Raw genomic sequence first — 16,556 nt, 5'->3', positions numbered from 1 at the left:
CCTCGACCGACGACGCACAGAACCGAGTAAGTGGAGCACCGTGAAACGCCTGCAGTGGCCGAGTTGGATGCCGATCGACCCCTACGTCCTGCTGTTGCTCGGGACGGTGGGCCTGGCAGCCCTGCTCCCGGCGCGCGGCACGGGCGCCGAGGTCGCCTCGGGCGCGTCCACGGCCGCGATCGCCTTCCTCTTCTTCCTCTATGGGGCGCGTCTGTCCACCCGTGAGGCGATGGAGGGGTTCAAGCACTGGCGGCTCCACGCCACGGTCCTGGCCTGCACCTTCGTCGTCTTCCCGCTGCTCGGTCTGGCCGCCCGCGGACTCGTGCCGGTGTTCTTGACGCACGACCTCTACACCGGTCTGCTCTTCCTCACGCTCGTGCCCTCGACCGTCCAGTCGTCGATCGCCTTCACCTCGATCGCGCGCGGCAACGTGCCCGCCGCGATCTGCGCGGGCTCCTTCTCCTCGCTGGCGGGCATCGTCATCACCCCGCTGCTCGCCGCCGCCCTGCTGGGCGGCAGTGGCGGCGGGTTCTCCGCGGACTCGCTCGTCAAGATCGTGCTCCAGCTACTGGTGCCGTTCCTCGCTGGGCAGCTGCTGCGCCGCTGGATCGGCGGTTTCATCGCCCGGCACAAGAGGATCATCGGCTACGTCGACCGCGGCTCGATCCTGTTCGTCGTCTACACCGCGTTCAGCGAGGGCATGGTGCACGGCATCTGGCACCAGGTGAGCCCGGTCAGGCTCGGTGGACTGCTGGTCGTCGAGGCCGCGATCCTCGCGGTGATGCTCACGCTCACCTGGTTCGGCGCGAAGGCCCTGGGCTTCGGCCGGGAGGACCGGATCGCGATCCAGTTCGCCGGGTCGAAGAAGTCCCTCGCCTCCGGACTCCCCATGGCCGGCGTGCTGTTCGGCGCGCACGCCTCGCTCGCCGTGCTGCCGCTGATGCTCTTCCACCAGATGCAGCTCATGGTGTGCGCGGTGATCGCCAAGCGGCGCGCCCGCGACCCCGAGGCCGCCGAGACGACAGCGACCGGGGACGGCGGCACGGCTACGCGTCCGGTCCGGCCAGGTGCACAGTCACGAATCGCGGTCGATACAGGGACACGTTCCGGCTGAGGTTCGCCTGCGCCCCGGCGCCCGTGGCGTCCAGCCAGTTGACGTCGTAGCTGAGCACGAGCCGGTCGCCGTCGCTCAGCTCCGGGTGCGCTTGCGGGTTGTACGCCGCCACGTCGCCCTGGGGCAGCGACGGGCTGAAGCTCCGGGTGGGCCCCTGCCAGGGCCCGGTCGGCGCACACGCCCAGTACGAGGTGATCGTCGTCAGGCCCGCGGTGCCTGCGGCCATCGTGAACAGCACGTAGGTGCCGCCGTCGCGCACCACCGTGAACGCGCTGCCCACCCCCGTGCGCTGCCCGTCCCCGAGCACCGGCGCCGGACGCGCCCGCGCCGCCCATCCCGAGCCGTCCCAGTACTCCCAGGCCCCCGGCTCGGCGAGCCTGCCGTGCGGCACGCGTGCGACGTACGCCTTCGAGACGGGGCGGGAGGCGGCCCGGCCGTCGTCGCCGCCGAAGACGTACGTCCAGTCGCCCGCGTCGACCGCCGAGGTGCCGAACAGCACCCGCTGGGAGGCGTCGACGACGGAACGCTGGTCGAGGACCGTGGTGATGCCTTCGAGGCGCAGGTCGGGCAGCGAGAGCGTGGCGACCTCGGTGGCGGTGGGCACGCCGTAGATCCAGGGGGCCTGGCCCGTCGTACGGGTCCACAGCAGGACGCGGACGACCTGCTGCGCGGAGCTGGGGGAGCGGGGCTCGACGCGGGCCGCGACCGGCCAGCGCCACTGCTGCGGCCCAGGGTCCGGGAACAGCGGCGCGGGAAGCGTGGTCAGCAGCCGGCCCTCGCGGGACATCACGACGGCCGAGTTGCGCACGAGGGGCGCGCTCGGGTCGCGCCAGGCGTACGACTCGCCGACCGGGTTCGGGGGCGCGTGCACCAGGCCGAGATAGGTGTCGGAGAACAGCCACAGGACCCGCCCGTCCGGCAGCCGCACCGAGTGGGTGCCGTCGCCGCCGGTCCAGTCGTCGGTGCGGCCGGCGTCGTCGCCGTAGCGGGCGAACTCGCCCGTGAGCTTCGCGTCCGAGGACCAGGACGTGAGCGTACGAGGAGTGCAGCCGCCGCCCTCCCGGTCGTGGTCCGGGAGGGCGGTGAGCAGCACGGCCGCGCAGACCAGGGCCAGCAGGATGCCGAGCCCGGTCCCGTTCCGCCGTCGTGCTCGTGTGTCGTCGGGCACGGACGGGACGTTAGTGGCCGCCGCTCACATGGTCCATGGGCAGCCACAGGACGGTGTCGCGCGTCACCGCCCGGGAGGGCGCCGCGGACAGCTCCTCGTCGCTCAACGCCCGGTCGTACACGCGTACGTCGTCGATCGCGCCGGTGAAGTACGCCCGGCTGTCCATCCGTTGGCCGATGTGCACCCCGAAAGGCGAGTTGCGGCTGACCGATCCGGGCACGTCCGCCGTGCTCACCGTGGTGCCGTCGACGAACAGCGTGAGCTGCCCGCCGCCCCGGCGCAGCGCCAGATGATGCCACTCGCCGTCGTTGTACGCGCCCGTGGTGCGCACGGAAGCCGTTCTCGGGGCCGCCGCGCCGTTCCTGGTGGTGATCAGCCCGGTGATCCGGTTGGAGGCGGGCTCTCCGCGCACCCACACCTGCGGCTGGGTCGTCCCGATCCCGCCCATCCACAGCAGCGGCTGTTCACCGGTGGTCGCGGTGTAGCGGAACCACAGGGACGCCGTGAAGTCCTTTGTGCCAAGCGGAAGTTGGTCCTGATAGGGCAGTCGTACGGCGTCGTCGGTGCCGTCGAACGCGAGCGCGCCGCCCGATACGCCGTCCGTCTCCCGGGCGCCGCCGAGAACCGCGGCCCGCCGGGTGCCCGGGGCGAGGTCGGCCGTCGTGGGATCCGCTCCGCGACGTGGCGCGAGCCAGTCCTCGGTGAACCGGGCGAAGCGGATCTCGTCGCGCGCGTCGACGGCGCCGCCCTCGTAGAGCAGGCCCACCGTGTCGCCGTCGACGCGGGCCATGTCCGAATAGCCGGACCAGTCCGTGGTGACGACCGTGCCGCGATCGACGCTGTCCCAGGTGCGTCCGCCGTCGTACGAGGAGCGGATCATCATGGTCCGGCGGCGGTCCGGGTCGCCGGGGCAGGCCAGCAGCAGCCGGTCGCCGAGGCGCAGGACGGAGCCCTGGACCTGGGGCGTGTAGAGGTCCGGGATGTCGCGGAAGGGTGAGTCGAAGCTGTCGCCGCCGTCCCGGCTGACGGCCTGGGTGCGGTGGCCGAGGTCGGTGCCGTCCTGCTCGCGGCCGGAGACCAGGATCGAACCGTCGGTGCGTTCGGCGAGCGTCATCTCGGACGGCTTCTGGCGGAAGGTGCCGTCGTCGGCGATCGGCCACGAGTCGGTCGCACCGATGTCCCAGTGGTCGCCGCCGTCGTCACTGGTGATGAGCGCGGCGTTGTTGGCGGTGACCCGACTGCCGTTCCATGTCTCGGTGTTGACGCCGAAGACGAGCCGTCCCGCGTGCTTGCCCCGGGTCAGCTGGATGCCGTGCACGGGGCCGGTGGCGTACCAGGAGTTCCAGTCGGCGGGAAGGATCTCGTCGCTCAGATCGCGCGGCTGCGACCAGGTCAGTCCGTCGTCGTCGCTGTACTGCATGTGAGGGGTGCGGTCGCAGGGGATGGAGCAACTCGCGCTGTCCGTACGGCCCGTGTTGTACGTCTCGGCCAGCAGAATGCGGCCGGTCTCGCGGTCCACGACGGGCGCGGGGTTGCCGTGCGTGTCGCCGCCGCCCTCGTTGACGACCTGGAGCGGACCCCAGGTGCGCCCGCCGTCGGTGGAGCGCTTGACCACGATGTCTATGTCGGCGGCGTCACCGCAGTTGAGCACCCGTCCCTCGGCGAACGCCAGCAGCGTGCCCTCGGCCGTCTTCACCACGGCCGGGATACGGAAGCAGGCGTAGCCGGGATCCTGGGAGGCCTTGAAGAGCACCTGCTGCTCGAACTCGCCTGTGCTGAATCGCAGTTGGGCGCCCGTGGGGCTCGTCGTTCCGGCACCCGCGGGGCTCGCCAGGGTGAGCAGCGCGGAGACGGTGAAAGCGGCGGTCAGCGCGGATCTGAGACGTGCGCGGCGAGGTAATCCCGAGCGGGCGGGGGGAGCGGATCTGCGTGCGGGGGGAGTGGATCTCAGGCGTGCGCGGAGACTTGACGGCATGGTGCGGCCTGCCCTTCATGCGTCTGAGCAATCCGGATACTCTGGACATCCCACGTCCAACGTTATCGACACAGACGCTACGTGGGTTGTCAGGCGCCCCACAAGAAGCGTGCACCGGTCGAGTGCCCGCCCGATCCCTCGTCGGGCCGGACATTGACGGAGCGTCAGGGGAGCAGTACCACCTTGCCGAGGTTGCTCCGTGACTCGATCGCGGCGTGCGCCTCGACGGCGTCCTCCAGCGCGAACTCCCCGTGGACGGCGGGCTTGAGCGTGCCGGCCGTGAACAGCCGCCACAGCTCCCGGCGCCACCGTTCGTACAGCTCCGGCTCCCCGCGGGCGATCCGCGCCATCTGGAAGCCGATCACCGACTTGGCACCCACCAGCAGGTCGTACGCCTGCACGCTCCCGCCGCCCGAGCTGTACGCGACGAGCCGCCCGCCGGGGGCGAGTGCGGCGACGGCCAGGGTGAGCAGGTCGCCGCCGACCGCGTCGAGGGCGTAGTCGACGGGGGTGCCCCAGTCGTCGGTGTCGTAGGCGATCACCTCGTCGGCGCCGAGGCCGCGGACGAACTCCGCCTTCCCGGGGTCGGACACCGCGCCGACGACCCGCGACGCGCCCCGCAGCCGGGCGAGTTGGACGGCGAGATGGCCGACACCACTGGCCGCCGCCGTGACGAGGGCCGACTCGCCGGCCGTGGGGCGTGCCGCTTCCAGGGCGCCGAGCGCGACCAGACCGCTGCGCACGAGGGCGACCGCGTCGACGGCGCTCGCGCTCTCGGGGACCGGCGAGGCCATGGCCTCGTGCAGGAGCGCGTAGTCGGCGTATCCGTGTCCGAAGCAGAGCCCGGTGACGCGGTCGCCCGCTCCGAAACGGGTGACGCCCTGGCCTACGGCGACGACCTCGCCGGCGAGCTCGCCGCCCAGCGGGATCGGCTCGGCAGCCTCGGTCACCTTGCGGACGACGGGGAGGGTCACCCCGATCGCCTCGGTGCGGACGAGCAGCTCGCCGGGCCCGGCGGTGGGCACGGGAACGTCCTCCAGGAACAGTGGACCGCCGGTGTGCTCGTACCGGACGCGACGCATCGCACCTCCATTGATCGGGATCGGCGGCCTCGGTGGGCCGGGGGATCCGAGGGTGGGGATTCACGGCGGGACCTCGAGGTACGTCGGGAGACCTACGAGGTTCGTTGGGAGTCCCAACGATATCCCGGGATTCGTTGGGATGTCCAACGGTTGTTCGCTACCCTGAGGGCATGTCCGCCCCCCTGCCCGCGATCCGCGCCCTCCCCAGCTGGCTGCTCGGCCGGGCCGCCGCCCGTGGCCGTACGCTCGTCGCCGAGGCCCTGGCCGGCGAGGGCGTGAAGATGTGGCACCACGTGGTGCTCTCCGCCGTGTCCGACCTCGGTCCCCTCGCCCAGGCCGAACTCGGCCGCGGTATCCAGCTCGACCCCAAGGACCTGGTCGGCGTCCTGAACGACCTTCAGGCCGCCGGACTGGTCGTCCGTGAACCGGACCCCGGGGACCGCCGCAAGAACGCGGTGTCCCTCACCGAGGAGGGCGCCCGTGTGCTGGGGCGCTGCGAGACGGCGGCCCGCGAGGCGAACGACAGACTGCTGGAGCCGCTCTCGGCAACGGAACGGGAGCAGTTCATGGGCCTGCTGACGCGGATTTCCGGCACGGAGGCACGGCCGAACTGAGGCACGGCCGAGCTGAGTCGCGGCCACGCGGAGGCAGAGCCGCACGGAGGCAGAGCCGTAGAGCCGTACGGAGTCGCAGCCGTACGGAGGTGTGGCCCGGCTGAGCCGTGGCCGGGCTGAGCCGTGGCCGGGCTGAGCCGTGGCCGGCCCGCAGGTGGAGCAGCGCCGTAGGCGGGGCCGGGCCGCAGATGGGGCCGGGCCGCAGGTGGAGCGGGGCTGAGGCGGGGCCCCTCCGGCGCAGGGGGCGCTCCCCGCCGTTCGGGGCCCCGCCGCCGTGACGCGGGGAGCCGCTCAGCCCTGGGTGGCCGCGGCCCGCAGGGCGATGCGGTGCTCGCCCGCGTACACGTTCATGGAGGTGCCGCGCAGGAAGCCGACCAGGGTCAGGCCGGTTTCCGCGGCCAGGTCGACCGCCAGCGACGACGGAGCCGAGACCGCCGCGAGCATCGGGATGCCCGCCATGACGGCCTTCTGCGCCAGCTCGAAGGAGGCCCGGCCCGAGACCAGCAGGACCGTCCGGGAGAGCGGCAGCGTGCCGTTCTGCAGCGCGCGGCCGACCAGCTTGTCGACCGCGTTGTGCCGGCCCACGTCCTCCCGTATGTCGACCAGCTCGCCCTCCTCGGTGAACAGCGCGGCCGCGTGCAGGCCCCCGGTCCGGTCGAAGACCCGCTGGGCCGCCCGCAGCCGGTCGGGGAGGCTGGCGAGCAGCTCGGGTTCCAGCCGCACCGGGGGAGTGGTGTCGCCCTTCGTGTCGTCGATCGTCCAGCGGGCGGTCGTGCGGACCGCGTCCAGGCTCGCCTTGCCGCACAGGCCGCAGGAGGACGTCGTGTACACGTTGCGTTCGAGCGTGATGTCGGGGATGACGACGCCGGGTGCGGTCCGCACGTCGACGACGTTGTACGTGTTGGAGCCGTCCACGGTGGCGCCCGCGCAGTACACGATGTTCTGCAGCTCATCGGCCCTGCCGAGCACTCCCTCGCTGACCAGGAAGCCCGCGGCGAGCGCGAAGTCGTCGCCGGGGGTGCGCATGGTGATGGCGAGGGGTTTGCCGTTGAGGCGGATCTCCAGTGGTTCCTCGGCGACCAGCGTGTCCGGGCGGGTGCTCACTGCCCCGTCCCTGATGCGGATCACCTTGCGTCGTTCCGTGACTCGTCCCATGTCCTGATCAGCCCCGGTTCTGTACGTGCTGGTAGCCGAAACGGCCCTTGATGCAGAGGTTGCCGTGGGTCACCGGACTGTCGTGCGGCGAGGTGACCTTCACGATTTCATTGTCCTGCACGTGCAGGGTGACGCCGCAGCCCACTCCGCAGTACGCGCACACCGTGGTCGTCTCGGTCTGCGCCGACTCGTCCCAGGTACCCGCCGCACGCATGTCGAACTCCGACCTGAACGACAGTGCCCCCGTCGGGCACACCTCGATGCAGTTGCCGCAGTACACGCACGCCGAGTCGGGCAGCGGTGCGTCGTGCTCCGCGGCGATCCGGGCGCCGAAGCCGCGCCCGGCGACGGAGATCGCGAAGGTGTTCTGCCACTGGTCGCCGCAGGCGTCCACGCACTGATGGCACAGGACGCACTTGTCGTAGTCGCGGACGTAGAGGTCGTTGTCGATCTTCGGTTCCTCGTCGAGGCGGGCAGCGTCGGGTCCGAAGCGGTCCGGTCGCGCGCCGTACTCCTCGATCCACTCGGCGGCTCGTGGAGTGGTCGACAGGTCGGCCGAGGACGCGAGGAGTTCGAGGACGATCTTGCGGCTGTGCCGGGCGCGCTCGGTGTCGGTGTGCACCTCCATGCCGGCTTCCGCCGTGCGGGAGCAGGCGGGGACCAGGGTGCGCGAGCCCTCGACCTCGACGACGCAGACCCGACAGGTGCTCCTGGGCGTGAGGGTGTCGCCGTGGCACAGCGTGGGCACGTCCTTGCCCGCGTCCCGGCAGGCGTCCAGGATCGTCGCACCCTCGCAGACCCTGACCTCGGCACCGTCCAGGGTGAACGCGACGAGCCGGCGGGGCGGCGCGAGCGGCAGCGCGCTCATGCGTACACCCCCAGGCGGTCGACGGCGGACTCCACGGCGTTCCAGGCGCTCTGCCCGAGACCGCAGACCGAGGCGTCCCGCATCGCGCGGCCGACCTCTCTGAGCAGCGCGAGGTCGTCGGCGGCGGCAGCGCCCGAGCGGTCCGCGATCCGGCGCAGCGCCTCCTCCTGGCGTACGGTCCCCACCCGGCAGGGCACGCACAGCCCGCACGACTCGGCGCGGAAGAACTCGGCGATGCGCAGCAGCAGCCGGGGGAGCGGGACCGTGTCGTCGAAGGCCATGACCACGCCCGCGCCCAGCGCGGTGCCCGCCTGACGGGTGCCTTCGAAGGTGAGCGGGATGTCCAGTTCGTCGGGTCGTACGAAACCGCCGGCCGCGCCGCCCAGGAGCACCGCACGCAAGCGATCGCGTACGCCCGCCGACTTCAGCAACTCGCCGAGCGTCGCCCCGAACGGCAGCTCGTGGACGCCGGGCCGGTCCACGCTCCCCGACACGCTGTACAGCTTCGTGCCGGTGGAGCCCGGCGTGCCGGTCGCCGCGTACGCCGCCGCCCCCTTCGTCAGGATGGGCAGCACGTTCACCAGGGTCTCGACATTGTTCGTGGCAGTGGGTTTGCCGAACAAACCCTTCTCCACCGGGAAGGGCGGTGTCGTGCGCGGCTCTCCCCGGTAGCCCTCGATCGAGTGGAACAGGGCGGTCTCCTCGCCGCAGACGTACGCGCCCGCGCCCCGCCGGACCTCGATGTCGAAGGCGTACCCCTGGCCGAGGACGTCGTCGCCGAGCAGACCACGCGCGCGTGCCTGCCCGATGGCGTGCTCCATGCGACGCAGGGCGCGCGGGTACTCGCCGCGCAGGTACAGATAGCCGTGGTGCGCGCCGATCGCGTACGCCGCGATGGTCATCGCCTCGACGAGCGCGTACGGATCGCCCTCCATGAGCACTCGGTCCTTGAAGGAGCCCGGCTCGGACTCGTCCGCGTTGCACACCAGGTAGTGCGGATGGTCGGGGCTGGACGCCGTACCCAGCCACTTGCGGCCGGTGGGGAGGGCCGCGCCGCCGCGCCCGGCCAGGCCCGCGTCGGTCACCTCGCGGATCACCCCGGCGGGTCCGATCGCGAACGCCCGGCGCAGCGCGGTGTACCCGCCGTGCGCCCGGTAGTCGTCCAGGTCGGACGGGTTCACCACGCCGACACGGCGGAGCAGTATCAGGGACGGGTCGCCCGCCTGGGGCACCGCACGCGTGGCCGGTGGTTCCTCGGCCGCCGAGTCGGGCGAGCTCGCGGCGAGCACCGCCCGCTCGACCGTGGCGGGTGCCGCCACCGCCGTACGGACCGGGTCTCCGGCCTGGACCGCGAGGGCGGCCGGAGCGCGCTCGCACAGGCCCAGACAGGGGCCGCGCTCGACGGCGACACCGCTGCCGGGGCCGAGCCGCGACTCGATGCCCGCGCACAGCTGCGCGGCACCGGCCGTCGCGCAGGCCAGGTCCGTGCACACACGCAGCACGGTCCTGGGCCGCGGCTCGACGGAGAACATCGAGTAGAAGGACGCGACCCCGTACGCCTGTGCCGGCGGCACGGTCAGCCGCCGGCACAGATAGGCGAGCGCACCCTCACTGATCCAGCCGATCCGGTCGTTGAGGGCGTGCAGCCCCGGCAACAGCAGGTCACGGCGCTCCCGGGCCACCCGGCCACCGCGCGCCCACCTCAGGTCGGCGTCCGACCGCTCGTCGGCGCCCTCCCATGCCGACGTCGCAGGACCGAGCAGCGTGTCGACCGCCGCCCGCTCCTCGTCCGTCGGCCTGCTGTCACCGAAGCGCAGATCCACGTCCTGTCTCAGCCCCTCACCACGGTCGCGACGGGCAGCTTCTCGATCCGGATCGCCGACGCCTTGAACTCCGCCGTTCCCGCGATCGGACAGCTCGCCCCGATCGTCAGCCGGTTGGTGTCCACCTCGTCCGCAAAGTGCAGGGTCATGAACGCGAGGCCGGGCCGCAGCGCCGTGTCGACCCACACCGGCGCCACCACCGAACCCCGCCGTGAGGAGACCTGGACCTCCTCACCGACCACCACTCCGTAGTGCTCCGCGTCCTCCGGGCACAGCTCGATGGACTCGCCGCGCCGCAGTGGCGATGCGTAACCGCCGCTCTGCGCACCGGAGTTGTACGAGTCGAGGCGGCGCCCCGTGGTGAGCCGGATCGGGTACTCCTCGTCCGTCAGGTCGACGGGCGGATCGTGCTGGACGAGACCGAAGGGCGCGCGCCGCCCCCGCTCGGCCGGGTCGGACGCCCACAACCGCCCGTGCAGATAGGTCGGTTCGAGCCGGTCGATGTCCGGGCTCGGCCACTGGAGACCCTGGTGCGCCTCCAGCCGCTCGTACGTCATCCCGTGGTGGTCCGGCGACAGCGACCGCAGCTCGTTCCAGACGGCCTCGGCGTCCGCGTACTTCCAGTCGTGGCCGAGGCGTCCGGCGAGATCGCAGAGGATGTCGATGTCGTCGCGCGCCTCGCCGGGCGGGGTGACCGCCGCCCGGACCCGCTGAACCCTCCGCTCACTGTTGGTCGTCGTGCCCTCGGTCTCGGCCCAGCCGGCGGCCGCGGGCAGCACGACGTCCGCCGACTCCGCCGTCTTCGTCAGGAAGATGTCCTGCACGACCAGGAAGTCGAGGGCGCGCAGCCGACGTCGCGTCCGCTCGCTGTCGGCCTCCGACCGCGCCGGGTTCTCGCCGATGCAGTAGACGGCCCTGAGCGTGCCCTCCTCCATGGCCTCGAACATCTCCGTCAGGTTCAGCCCGTAGTGCGGCTCGATCACGGTGTCCCAGGCAGACCCGAACGTGAGCCGCGCCTGCGGGTCGAGGACGTCCCGGAAGCCGGGCAGACGGTTCGGGACGGCGCCCATGTCCGCGCCGCCCTGCACGTTGTTCTGCCCGCACAGCGGCTGGAGCCCGGAGCCGTAGCGGCCCACGTGCCCGGTCAGCAGGGACAGATTGATCAACGCGCGGACGTTGTCCGTGCCGTTGTGGTGCTCCGTGATGCCCAGCGTCCAGCACAGCTGGGCGCGCTCGGCGCGGGCGTACGCGTGCGCCAGCTCCCGTATGGCGGAGGCCGGTACGCCCGTCACCTTCTCCGCGAGCGACAGGGTCCAGGGCTCGACGAGTCGTCTGTACTCGTCGAATCCGCTCGTAGCCCGCTCGATGAAGGTGTGGTTGGCGAGCCCCGCCCGGATGATCTCCCGGCCGATCGCGTGGGCCATCGGGATGTCGGTGCCGACGTTCAGTCCGAGCCAGCCCTCCGCCCACTCGGCCGTCGACGTACGGCGCGGGTCGACCACGTACATCCGGGCGCCGTTCCTGATCCCCTTCAGCACGTGCTGGAAGAAGACCGGGTGCGCGAGGCGGGCGTTGGAGCCCCACAGCACGAGGAGATCGGTCTGCTCGACCTCCTCGTACGACGAGGTCCCGCCGCCCGAGCCGAACGCCGCCGAGAGACCGGCGGCGCTCGGCGCGTGACAGGCGCGGTTGCAGGAGTCCACGTTGTTCGTGCCCATCACGACCCGCGCGAACTTCTGCGCCACGTAGTTCATCTCATTGGTCGCGCGGGCGCACGAGAACATCCCGAAGGCGCCGCGCGCCCGGCCGAGCCCCTCGGCGACGCGGGTCAGCGCCTCGTCCCAGGTGGCCTGCCGGAGCGGCTGGTCGCGGGAGTCCCGGATCAAGGGGTGGGTGAGCCGGGCGTAGGTCTTCGGGCCGCGTCCCGTCATGCGGCGGTCCGCAGCGCGAGCAGATCGGAGATGGCGTGGACGGTCCGCAGCGTCGGCACCGGGACCTCGGTGATCTCCGCCAGCTCCACGACGGCCGCGAGCAGCACGTCGAGTTCCATGGGCTTGCCCCGCTCCAGGTCCTGGAGCGTGGAGGTGCGGTGGTCGCCGACGCGCTCGGCGCCGGCCAGGCGCCGCTCGATGGAGACGCCGACCTTGCAGCCGAGGGCCTCCGCGACGGCGAGCGTCTCGGTCATCATGATCTCGATGACCTTGCGCGTGCCGCCGTGCAGGCACATCTGCCGCATCGTCGCGCGGGCCAGCGCGCTGATGGGGTTGAAGGAGATGTTGCCGAGCAGTTTGAGCCAGATGTCGTTGCGCAGGTCCTGCTCGACCGGGCACTTGAGCCCGCCCGCCCGCATGGCCTCGCTGAACGCCTGACAGCGCTCCGAGAGGGAACGATCGGGCTCGCCGATGGAGAACCGGGTGCCTTCGAGATGGCGTACGACTCCCGGTCCTTCCAACTCGGTCGCGGCATAGACCACGCACCCGATGGCCCGTTCGGGCGCGAGCACCGCACTCACCGCGCCGCCCGGGTCCACACTCTCGATGCGGTGGCCGTCGTGCGGGCCGCCGTGCTGGTGGAAGTACCACCAGGGGATGCCGTTCTGGGCGGCGATGACCGCCGTGGTGTCGTGCAGGAGTGGCTCGATCAGCGGCCCGCACGCCGCGTACGAGTTGGCCTTCAGGCCGAGGAAGACGTAGTCGACCGGGCCGATCTCGGCCGGGTCGTCGGTGGCATGGGCCCGCGCGGCGAAATCGCCGCGCGGGCTGAGGACTCTGACTCCGTGCTGCCTCATGGCCGCGAGATGCGGTCCACGGGCGACGAGGTGCACTTCGGCGCCTGCGCGGTGCAGCGCGGCGCCGACGTAGGCGCCGATCGCACCGGCGCCGAGAACGGCGACTTTCACTGTGTGGCGCTCCGTTCGGTCGAGGGTACCGAGGAACTGCCGAACTCTGTCGACGAAATATTGTCTACAGGATGGAACCGGCCGCAGCAAGGGCTGGAGCGAGGGTTGGGGCAAGGCTTGGAGGTCGGCGGTGCGGCGCGTGAAGGGCCCCTCCGAACGGGACCGCGGGACCGTTCACCCGGCCCCATCGACCGTTCGTCGCGTCAGGAGTACCGCTCATCGCATACGGTCGACGAGTTTTCGCCGGGCGGCTTCCCCATCGGGCAACCGCTTCCTATCGTTCGGGATCATGAGCCCCCCTGTCGCACCGCCCGGCTGGAGCCGCTGGCTCGTTCCGCCGGCCGCTCTGTCGGTCCACCTCTCCATCGGCCAGGCCTACGCCTGGAGCGTCTTCAAGCCGCCGCTCGAATCCGCGCTCGACCTCAGCGGAACCCAGAGCGCGCTGCCCTTCCAGCTCGGCATCGTGATGCTCGGCCTGTCGGCCGCGTTCGGCGGCACACTCGTCGAGCGCAACGGCCCGCGCTGGGCGATGACCGTCGCCCTGATCTGCTTCTCCTCCGGCTTCCTGATCGCCTCCCTCGGCGCCGCCACCGAGCAGTACTGGCTGATCGTCTTCGGCTATGGGTTCGTGGGCGGTATCGGCCTCGGCATCGGCTACATCTCGCCCGTCTCCACCCTGATCAAGTGGTTCCCGGACAGGCCCGGCATGGCCACCGGCATCGCGATCATGGGCTTCGGCGGCGGCGCGCTGATCGCCTCCCCCTGGTCCACCCAGATGCTGAAGTCCTTCGGCTCCGACTCTTCCGGGATCGCGCTCGCCTTCCTCGTGCACGGGCTGACGTACGCCGTCTTCATGTCGCTCGGCGTGCTGCTGGTCCGGGTCCCGCGCGGCGAGAAGCCGGTCGCGTCCGCGCCGAGCGCGCTCGACGGCGTCCAGGTCTCCGCCCGGAACGCCGTCCGCACCCCACAGTTCTGGTGCCTGTGGGTCGTGCTGTGCATGAACGTGACCGCGGGCATCGGCATCCTGGAGAAGGCCGCCCCGATGATCACGGACTTCTTCGCGGACACGTCCACGCCGGTGTCCGTCTCCGCCGCCGCCGGCTTCGTCGCCCTGCTGTCGGCCGCCAACATGGCGGGCCGCATCGGCTGGTCGTCGACGTCCGACCTGATCGGCCGCAAGAACATCTACCGGCTCTACCTCGGGATGGGCGCGCTCATGTACGCGCTCATCGCGTGGTTCGGGGACTCCTCGAAGCCGCTGTTCATCATCTGCGCGCTGGTGATCCTCTCGTTCTACGGAGGCGGCTTCGCGACGATTCCCGCGTACCTCAAGGACCTCTTCGGCGGCTACCAGGTCGGAGCGATCCACGGCCGGCTGCTCACCGCCTGGTCCACGGCGGGCGTCCTCGGCCCGTTGATCGTCAACTGGATCGCGGACCACCAGGAGGCGGCCGGCAAACACGGCTCGTCCCTCTACGGCCTCTCGTTCCTGATCATGATCGGCCTGCTCGCGGTCGGTTTCGTCGCCAATGAGCTGGTACGTCCCGTCCATGTCCGGCACCACATTCCCGCACCGAGGGAGGCCGTCGATGTCCAGCGAGAGCAGTCCGCCCAGTAGGCGGGGACTGATCGCCTTCGCCTGGCTGTGGGTGGGGGCGCCCCTGTGCTACGGCCTGTACGAGCTCGTCCTCAAGGCCAAACAACTGTTCACGGGGTGAGGTGCGGGCGGGTGTACGGATCCCGCGGCGTACGGTCCCGGTGCGCGGAGGGAATTCCGCGAGCCGCGGTCCCGGTGCGCGTACGGGATCACGCGAGCCGCGGTCCCGGTGCGCGTACGGAATCCCCGCCGCCTGCGGGACCGGGCGCCCGTGCGGAACGGCTTCGGGCGTCCGAAGGTCTGACAGAAGCCGACAAGCCTGGCGCCCCTTTCCTGTCCCATCACGTGCCGTCGTACCCGTGAGTCACTGATCAGACTGGTGGATCCCGCTACCCAAGGCAACGAGGGGGACCACTCATGAACGGCTCACGGATCGCCGCCGTCGGCCACTACCAGCCCGCCAAGGTACTCACCAACGAGGACCTGGCGGGCCTGGTCGACACCAGCGACGAGTGGATCAGGAGCCGCGTGGGCATCCGTACGCGCCACATCGCCGGGCCCGACGAGCCCGTCGACGAGCTGGCCGCGCACGCCGCCGCCAAGGCGCTCGCGGCGGCGGGGCTGACCCCGGCCGACATCGACCTGGTCCTGGTCGCGACCTCCACGGCCGTCGACCGCTCCCCGAACATGGCCGCCCGGGTCGCCGCCCGGCTCGGCATCCCGTCGCCCGCCGCCATGGACGTCAACGTCGTCTGCGCGGGCTTCACCCATGCGCTGGCCACCGGCGACCACGCCGTCCGCGCGGGCGCCGCCACCCGGGCGCTCGTCATCGGCGCCGACAAGATGTCCGACGTGACGGACTGGAGCGACCGTACGACCTGTGTGCTCGTCGGCGACGGGGCGGGGGCCGCCGTGATCGAGGCGTCCGACGATCCGGGGATCGGGCCGGTGCTGTGGGGCTCGGTGCCCGAGATGGGGCACGCCGTACGGATCGAGGGCACGCCCGCGCGGTTCGCCCAGGAGGGGCAGAGCGTCTACCGCTGGGCCACCACGCAGCTGCCGGCCATCGCCCGCAAGGCCTGCGAGCGTGCGGGACTCGCCCCCGAGGAACTCGCCGGGGTCGTCCTGCACCAGGCGAACCTGCGCATCATCGAGCCCCTCGCCGAGAAGATCGGCGCGGTCAACGCCGTCGTCGCACGCGACGTCACCGACTCCGGCAACACCTCCGCCGCGAGCATCCCGCTCGCCTTCTCCAAGCTCGTGGAGCGCGGGGAGATCACGACGGGCGACCCCGTCCTGCTCTTCGGCTTCGGCGGGAACCTGTCGTACGCGGGACAGGTCGTCCGCTGTCCGTGAAGTGCGCGCGTTCCGCCGGTGTCCGTGAGCTGGACGTGTTCCGCCGGTGCCCTCCCTGTTCGACCCCTCGTACGACCGGTGCGACGGGGTCAACTCCCGTGCCTCCTGGCGTTTGTGCGCCGTAGACTGTAGGCGAAAGACAATTCATAATTGGCTTTCATATTTGCAGCGACGGCGCTGCCCAGGAGGGACCGTCATGTTGTCGACGACAGGACTGCCGCAGGGTGCGGTACCCAAGCTCGAACGGCCCGGCCCGCTGCGCGACCGCGTCTACGAGGCGCTGCTCGAACTCATCACCACCCGCGCCCTCCAGCCGGGCCAGCATCTCGTCGAGAGCGAACTCGCCGGGCATCTCGGGGTGTCACGGCAGCCCGTGCGCGAGGCGCTGCAGCGACTGAGCACCGAGGGCTGGGTCGATCTGCGGCCCGCCCAGGGCGCGTTCGTGCACGAACCCACCGAGGAGGAGGCGGACCAACTTCTCACGGTCCGTACGCTCCTGGAGGCCGAGGCCGCCCGGCTCGCCGCCGCCAACGCGGGCGCCGAGGCCATCGCCGCGCTGGAGCAGCTGTGCGCGGAGGGCGAGCGCGCGGTCGCGGCCGACGACGTGGACGGCGCGGTCGCGACGAACGCCCGGCTCCATGCGAAGGTCATGGAGCTCGCGGGCAACACGGTCCTCGCCGAGCTGGCCGCGCAGGTCGACCGACGGGTCCGTTGGTACTACACGCCGGTCGCCCGGCAGCGCGGACACCAGTCCTGGATCGAGCACCGGGAACTGATCGCGGCGATCGCGGATCGCGACGAGCAGCGCGCGACAGCGGTCATGCGCGCCCACACGGAGCACACGCGGAAGATGTACCACGAACGGGAGAAGTAGCCGGGTGGTCACTCACGGCCCCCTGTGGTGA

General features: G+C 71.5%; 14 protein-coding genes. 6 read left to right on the top strand and 8 right to left on the bottom strand.

Translation table 11 applies throughout. From position 1 onward, the window contains the following. Window positions 1-40: 40 nt before the first annotated feature. Window positions 41-1,114 (top strand): bile acid:sodium symporter family protein, encoded by a 1,074-nt coding sequence (locus ACFVXA_RS25140; RefSeq protein ID WP_383908351.1) that lies wholly within the window; start codon window positions 41-43, stop codon window positions 1,112-1,114. Here the strand turns inward: ACFVXA_RS25140 and ACFVXA_RS25135 are convergent. From ACFVXA_RS25135 to ACFVXA_RS25125, 3 genes are all read right to left on the bottom strand, one after another. Further along, on the bottom strand, window positions 1,047-2,282 hold the full coding sequence (locus ACFVXA_RS25135) for a DUF4185 domain-containing protein (RefSeq protein ID WP_390026774.1): 1,236 nt from the start codon (window positions 2,280-2,282) through the stop codon (window positions 1,047-1,049). The genes ACFVXA_RS25140 and ACFVXA_RS25135 overlap by 68 nt on opposite strands. 10 nt (window positions 2,283-2,292) lie before the next feature. After that, entirely contained in the window at window positions 2,293-4,257 is a 1,965-nt protein-coding gene (locus ACFVXA_RS25130) for an exo-alpha-sialidase (protein WP_390026772.1), read from the bottom strand. A gap of 164 nt (window positions 4,258-4,421) precedes the next feature. Further along, window positions 4,422-5,339, bottom strand: coding sequence for a zinc-binding alcohol dehydrogenase family protein (locus ACFVXA_RS25125; protein ID WP_390026770.1), 918 nt, complete (start codon window positions 5,337-5,339; stop codon window positions 4,422-4,424). Between the two features lie 170 nt (window positions 5,340-5,509). Between ACFVXA_RS25125 and ACFVXA_RS25120 the strand changes: the two genes are divergently transcribed. Then, window positions 5,510-5,953 carry a MarR family winged helix-turn-helix transcriptional regulator gene (locus ACFVXA_RS25120; RefSeq protein WP_383908362.1) on the top strand — a complete coding sequence of 148 codons (444 nt, stop codon included), beginning with the start codon at window positions 5,510-5,512 and terminating at the stop codon, window positions 5,951-5,953. 291 nt (window positions 5,954-6,244) lie between these two features. On the opposite strand, the gene fdhD is transcribed toward ACFVXA_RS25120, so the two are convergent. Genes fdhD through ACFVXA_RS25095 form a run of 5 tightly spaced genes read right to left on the bottom strand, consistent with a single transcriptional unit; the run spans window position 6,245 to window position 12,698 of the window. Further along, entirely contained in the window at window positions 6,245-7,108 is an 864-nt protein-coding gene (gene fdhD / locus ACFVXA_RS25115) for a formate dehydrogenase accessory sulfurtransferase FdhD (RefSeq protein ID WP_362028744.1), read from the bottom strand. 7 nt (window positions 7,109-7,115) lie between these two features. After that, a complete protein-coding gene (locus ACFVXA_RS25110; RefSeq protein ID WP_362028747.1) occupies window positions 7,116-7,976 on the bottom strand; it encodes a 2Fe-2S iron-sulfur cluster-binding protein in 861 nt (286 codons plus the stop codon). Continuing rightward, on the bottom strand, window positions 7,973-9,799 hold the full coding sequence (locus tag ACFVXA_RS25105; RefSeq protein ID WP_390026768.1) for an NAD(P)H-dependent oxidoreductase subunit E: 1,827 nt from the start codon (window positions 9,797-9,799) through the stop codon (window positions 7,973-7,975). Before ACFVXA_RS25105 ends, ACFVXA_RS25110 begins: the two co-directional genes overlap by 4 nt. A gap of 8 nt (window positions 9,800-9,807) precedes the next feature. Continuing rightward, window positions 9,808-11,730, bottom strand: coding sequence for a molybdopterin oxidoreductase family protein (locus tag ACFVXA_RS25100; RefSeq protein WP_390026766.1), 1,923 nt, complete (start codon window positions 11,728-11,730; stop codon window positions 9,808-9,810). Beyond that, entirely contained in the window at window positions 11,727-12,698 is a 972-nt protein-coding gene (locus ACFVXA_RS25095; RefSeq protein ID WP_362028756.1) for a 2-dehydropantoate 2-reductase, read from the bottom strand. The genes ACFVXA_RS25100 and ACFVXA_RS25095 overlap by 4 nt, the downstream gene beginning before the upstream one ends. 289 nt (window positions 12,699-12,987) lie before the next feature. Here ACFVXA_RS25095 and ACFVXA_RS25090 point away from each other — a divergent pair, with 289 nt between their 5' ends. From ACFVXA_RS25090 to ACFVXA_RS25075, 4 genes are all read left to right on the top strand, one after another. Then, complete coding sequence (locus ACFVXA_RS25090) at window positions 12,988-14,316, top strand: OFA family MFS transporter (protein WP_390026764.1); 1,329 nt, start codon at window positions 12,988-12,990, stop codon at window positions 14,314-14,316. Beyond that, window positions 14,288-14,416 (top strand): hypothetical protein, encoded by a 129-nt coding sequence (locus tag ACFVXA_RS25085; RefSeq protein WP_362028761.1) that lies wholly within the window; start codon window positions 14,288-14,290, stop codon window positions 14,414-14,416. The genes ACFVXA_RS25090 and ACFVXA_RS25085 overlap by 29 nt, the downstream gene beginning before the upstream one ends. Window positions 14,417-14,712: 296 nt before the next feature. Beyond that, window positions 14,713-15,651: a beta-ketoacyl-ACP synthase III gene (locus ACFVXA_RS25080; RefSeq protein ID WP_362028764.1), complete on the top strand. Its 939-nt coding sequence runs from the start codon at window positions 14,713-14,715 to the stop codon at window positions 15,649-15,651. Between the two features lie 196 nt (window positions 15,652-15,847). After that, the gene (locus tag ACFVXA_RS25075; RefSeq protein WP_362028767.1) at window positions 15,848-16,525 is read left to right on the top strand and encodes a GntR family transcriptional regulator; all 678 of its coding nucleotides are present in this window, start codon (window positions 15,848-15,850) and stop codon (window positions 16,523-16,525) included. Window positions 16,526-16,556 lie beyond the last annotated feature (31 nt).

Source organism: Streptomyces sp. NPDC058246 (assembly GCF_042881985.1).
Lineage (GTDB): Bacteria > Actinomycetota > Actinomycetes > Streptomycetales > Streptomycetaceae > Streptomyces.
Note: the sequence above shows the minus strand (reverse complement) of the source record. Positions and strands in the feature narration are given on the sequence as shown.

What these genes read in the sequence shown, in the direction of transcription:
- ACFVXA_RS25085 (WP_362028761.1), top strand. Translation starts at nt 14,288, where the DNA reads ATGTCCAGCGAGAGCAGTCCGCCCAGTAGGCGGGGACTGATCGCCTTC.
- ACFVXA_RS25080 (WP_362028764.1), top strand. Translation starts at nt 14,713, where the DNA reads ATGAACGGCTCACGGATCGCCGCCGTCGGCCACTACCAGCCCGCCAAG.
- ACFVXA_RS25075 (WP_362028767.1), top strand. Translation starts at nt 15,848, where the DNA reads ATGTTGTCGACGACAGGACTGCCGCAGGGTGCGGTACCCAAGCTCGAA.
- ACFVXA_RS25120 (WP_383908362.1), top strand. Translation starts at nt 5,510, where the DNA reads ATGTCCGCCCCCCTGCCCGCGATCCGCGCCCTCCCCAGCTGGCTGCTC.
- ACFVXA_RS25125 (WP_390026770.1), bottom strand. Translation starts at nt 5,339, where the DNA reads ATGCGTCGCGTCCGGTACGAGCACACCGGCGGTCCACTGTTCCTGGAG.
- ACFVXA_RS25090 (WP_390026764.1), top strand. Translation starts at nt 12,988, where the DNA reads ATGAGCCCCCCTGTCGCACCGCCCGGCTGGAGCCGCTGGCTCGTTCCG.
- ACFVXA_RS25100 (WP_390026766.1), bottom strand. Translation starts at nt 11,730, where the DNA reads ATGACGGGACGCGGCCCGAAGACCTACGCCCGGCTCACCCACCCCTTG.
- ACFVXA_RS25110 (WP_362028747.1), bottom strand. Translation starts at nt 7,976, where the DNA reads ATGAGCGCGCTGCCGCTCGCGCCGCCCCGCCGGCTCGTCGCGTTCACC.
- ACFVXA_RS25130 (WP_390026772.1), bottom strand. Translation starts at nt 4,257, where the DNA reads ATGCCGTCAAGTCTCCGCGCACGCCTGAGATCCACTCCCCCCGCACGC.
- fdhD (WP_362028744.1), bottom strand. Translation starts at nt 7,108, where the DNA reads ATGGGACGAGTCACGGAACGACGCAAGGTGATCCGCATCAGGGACGGG.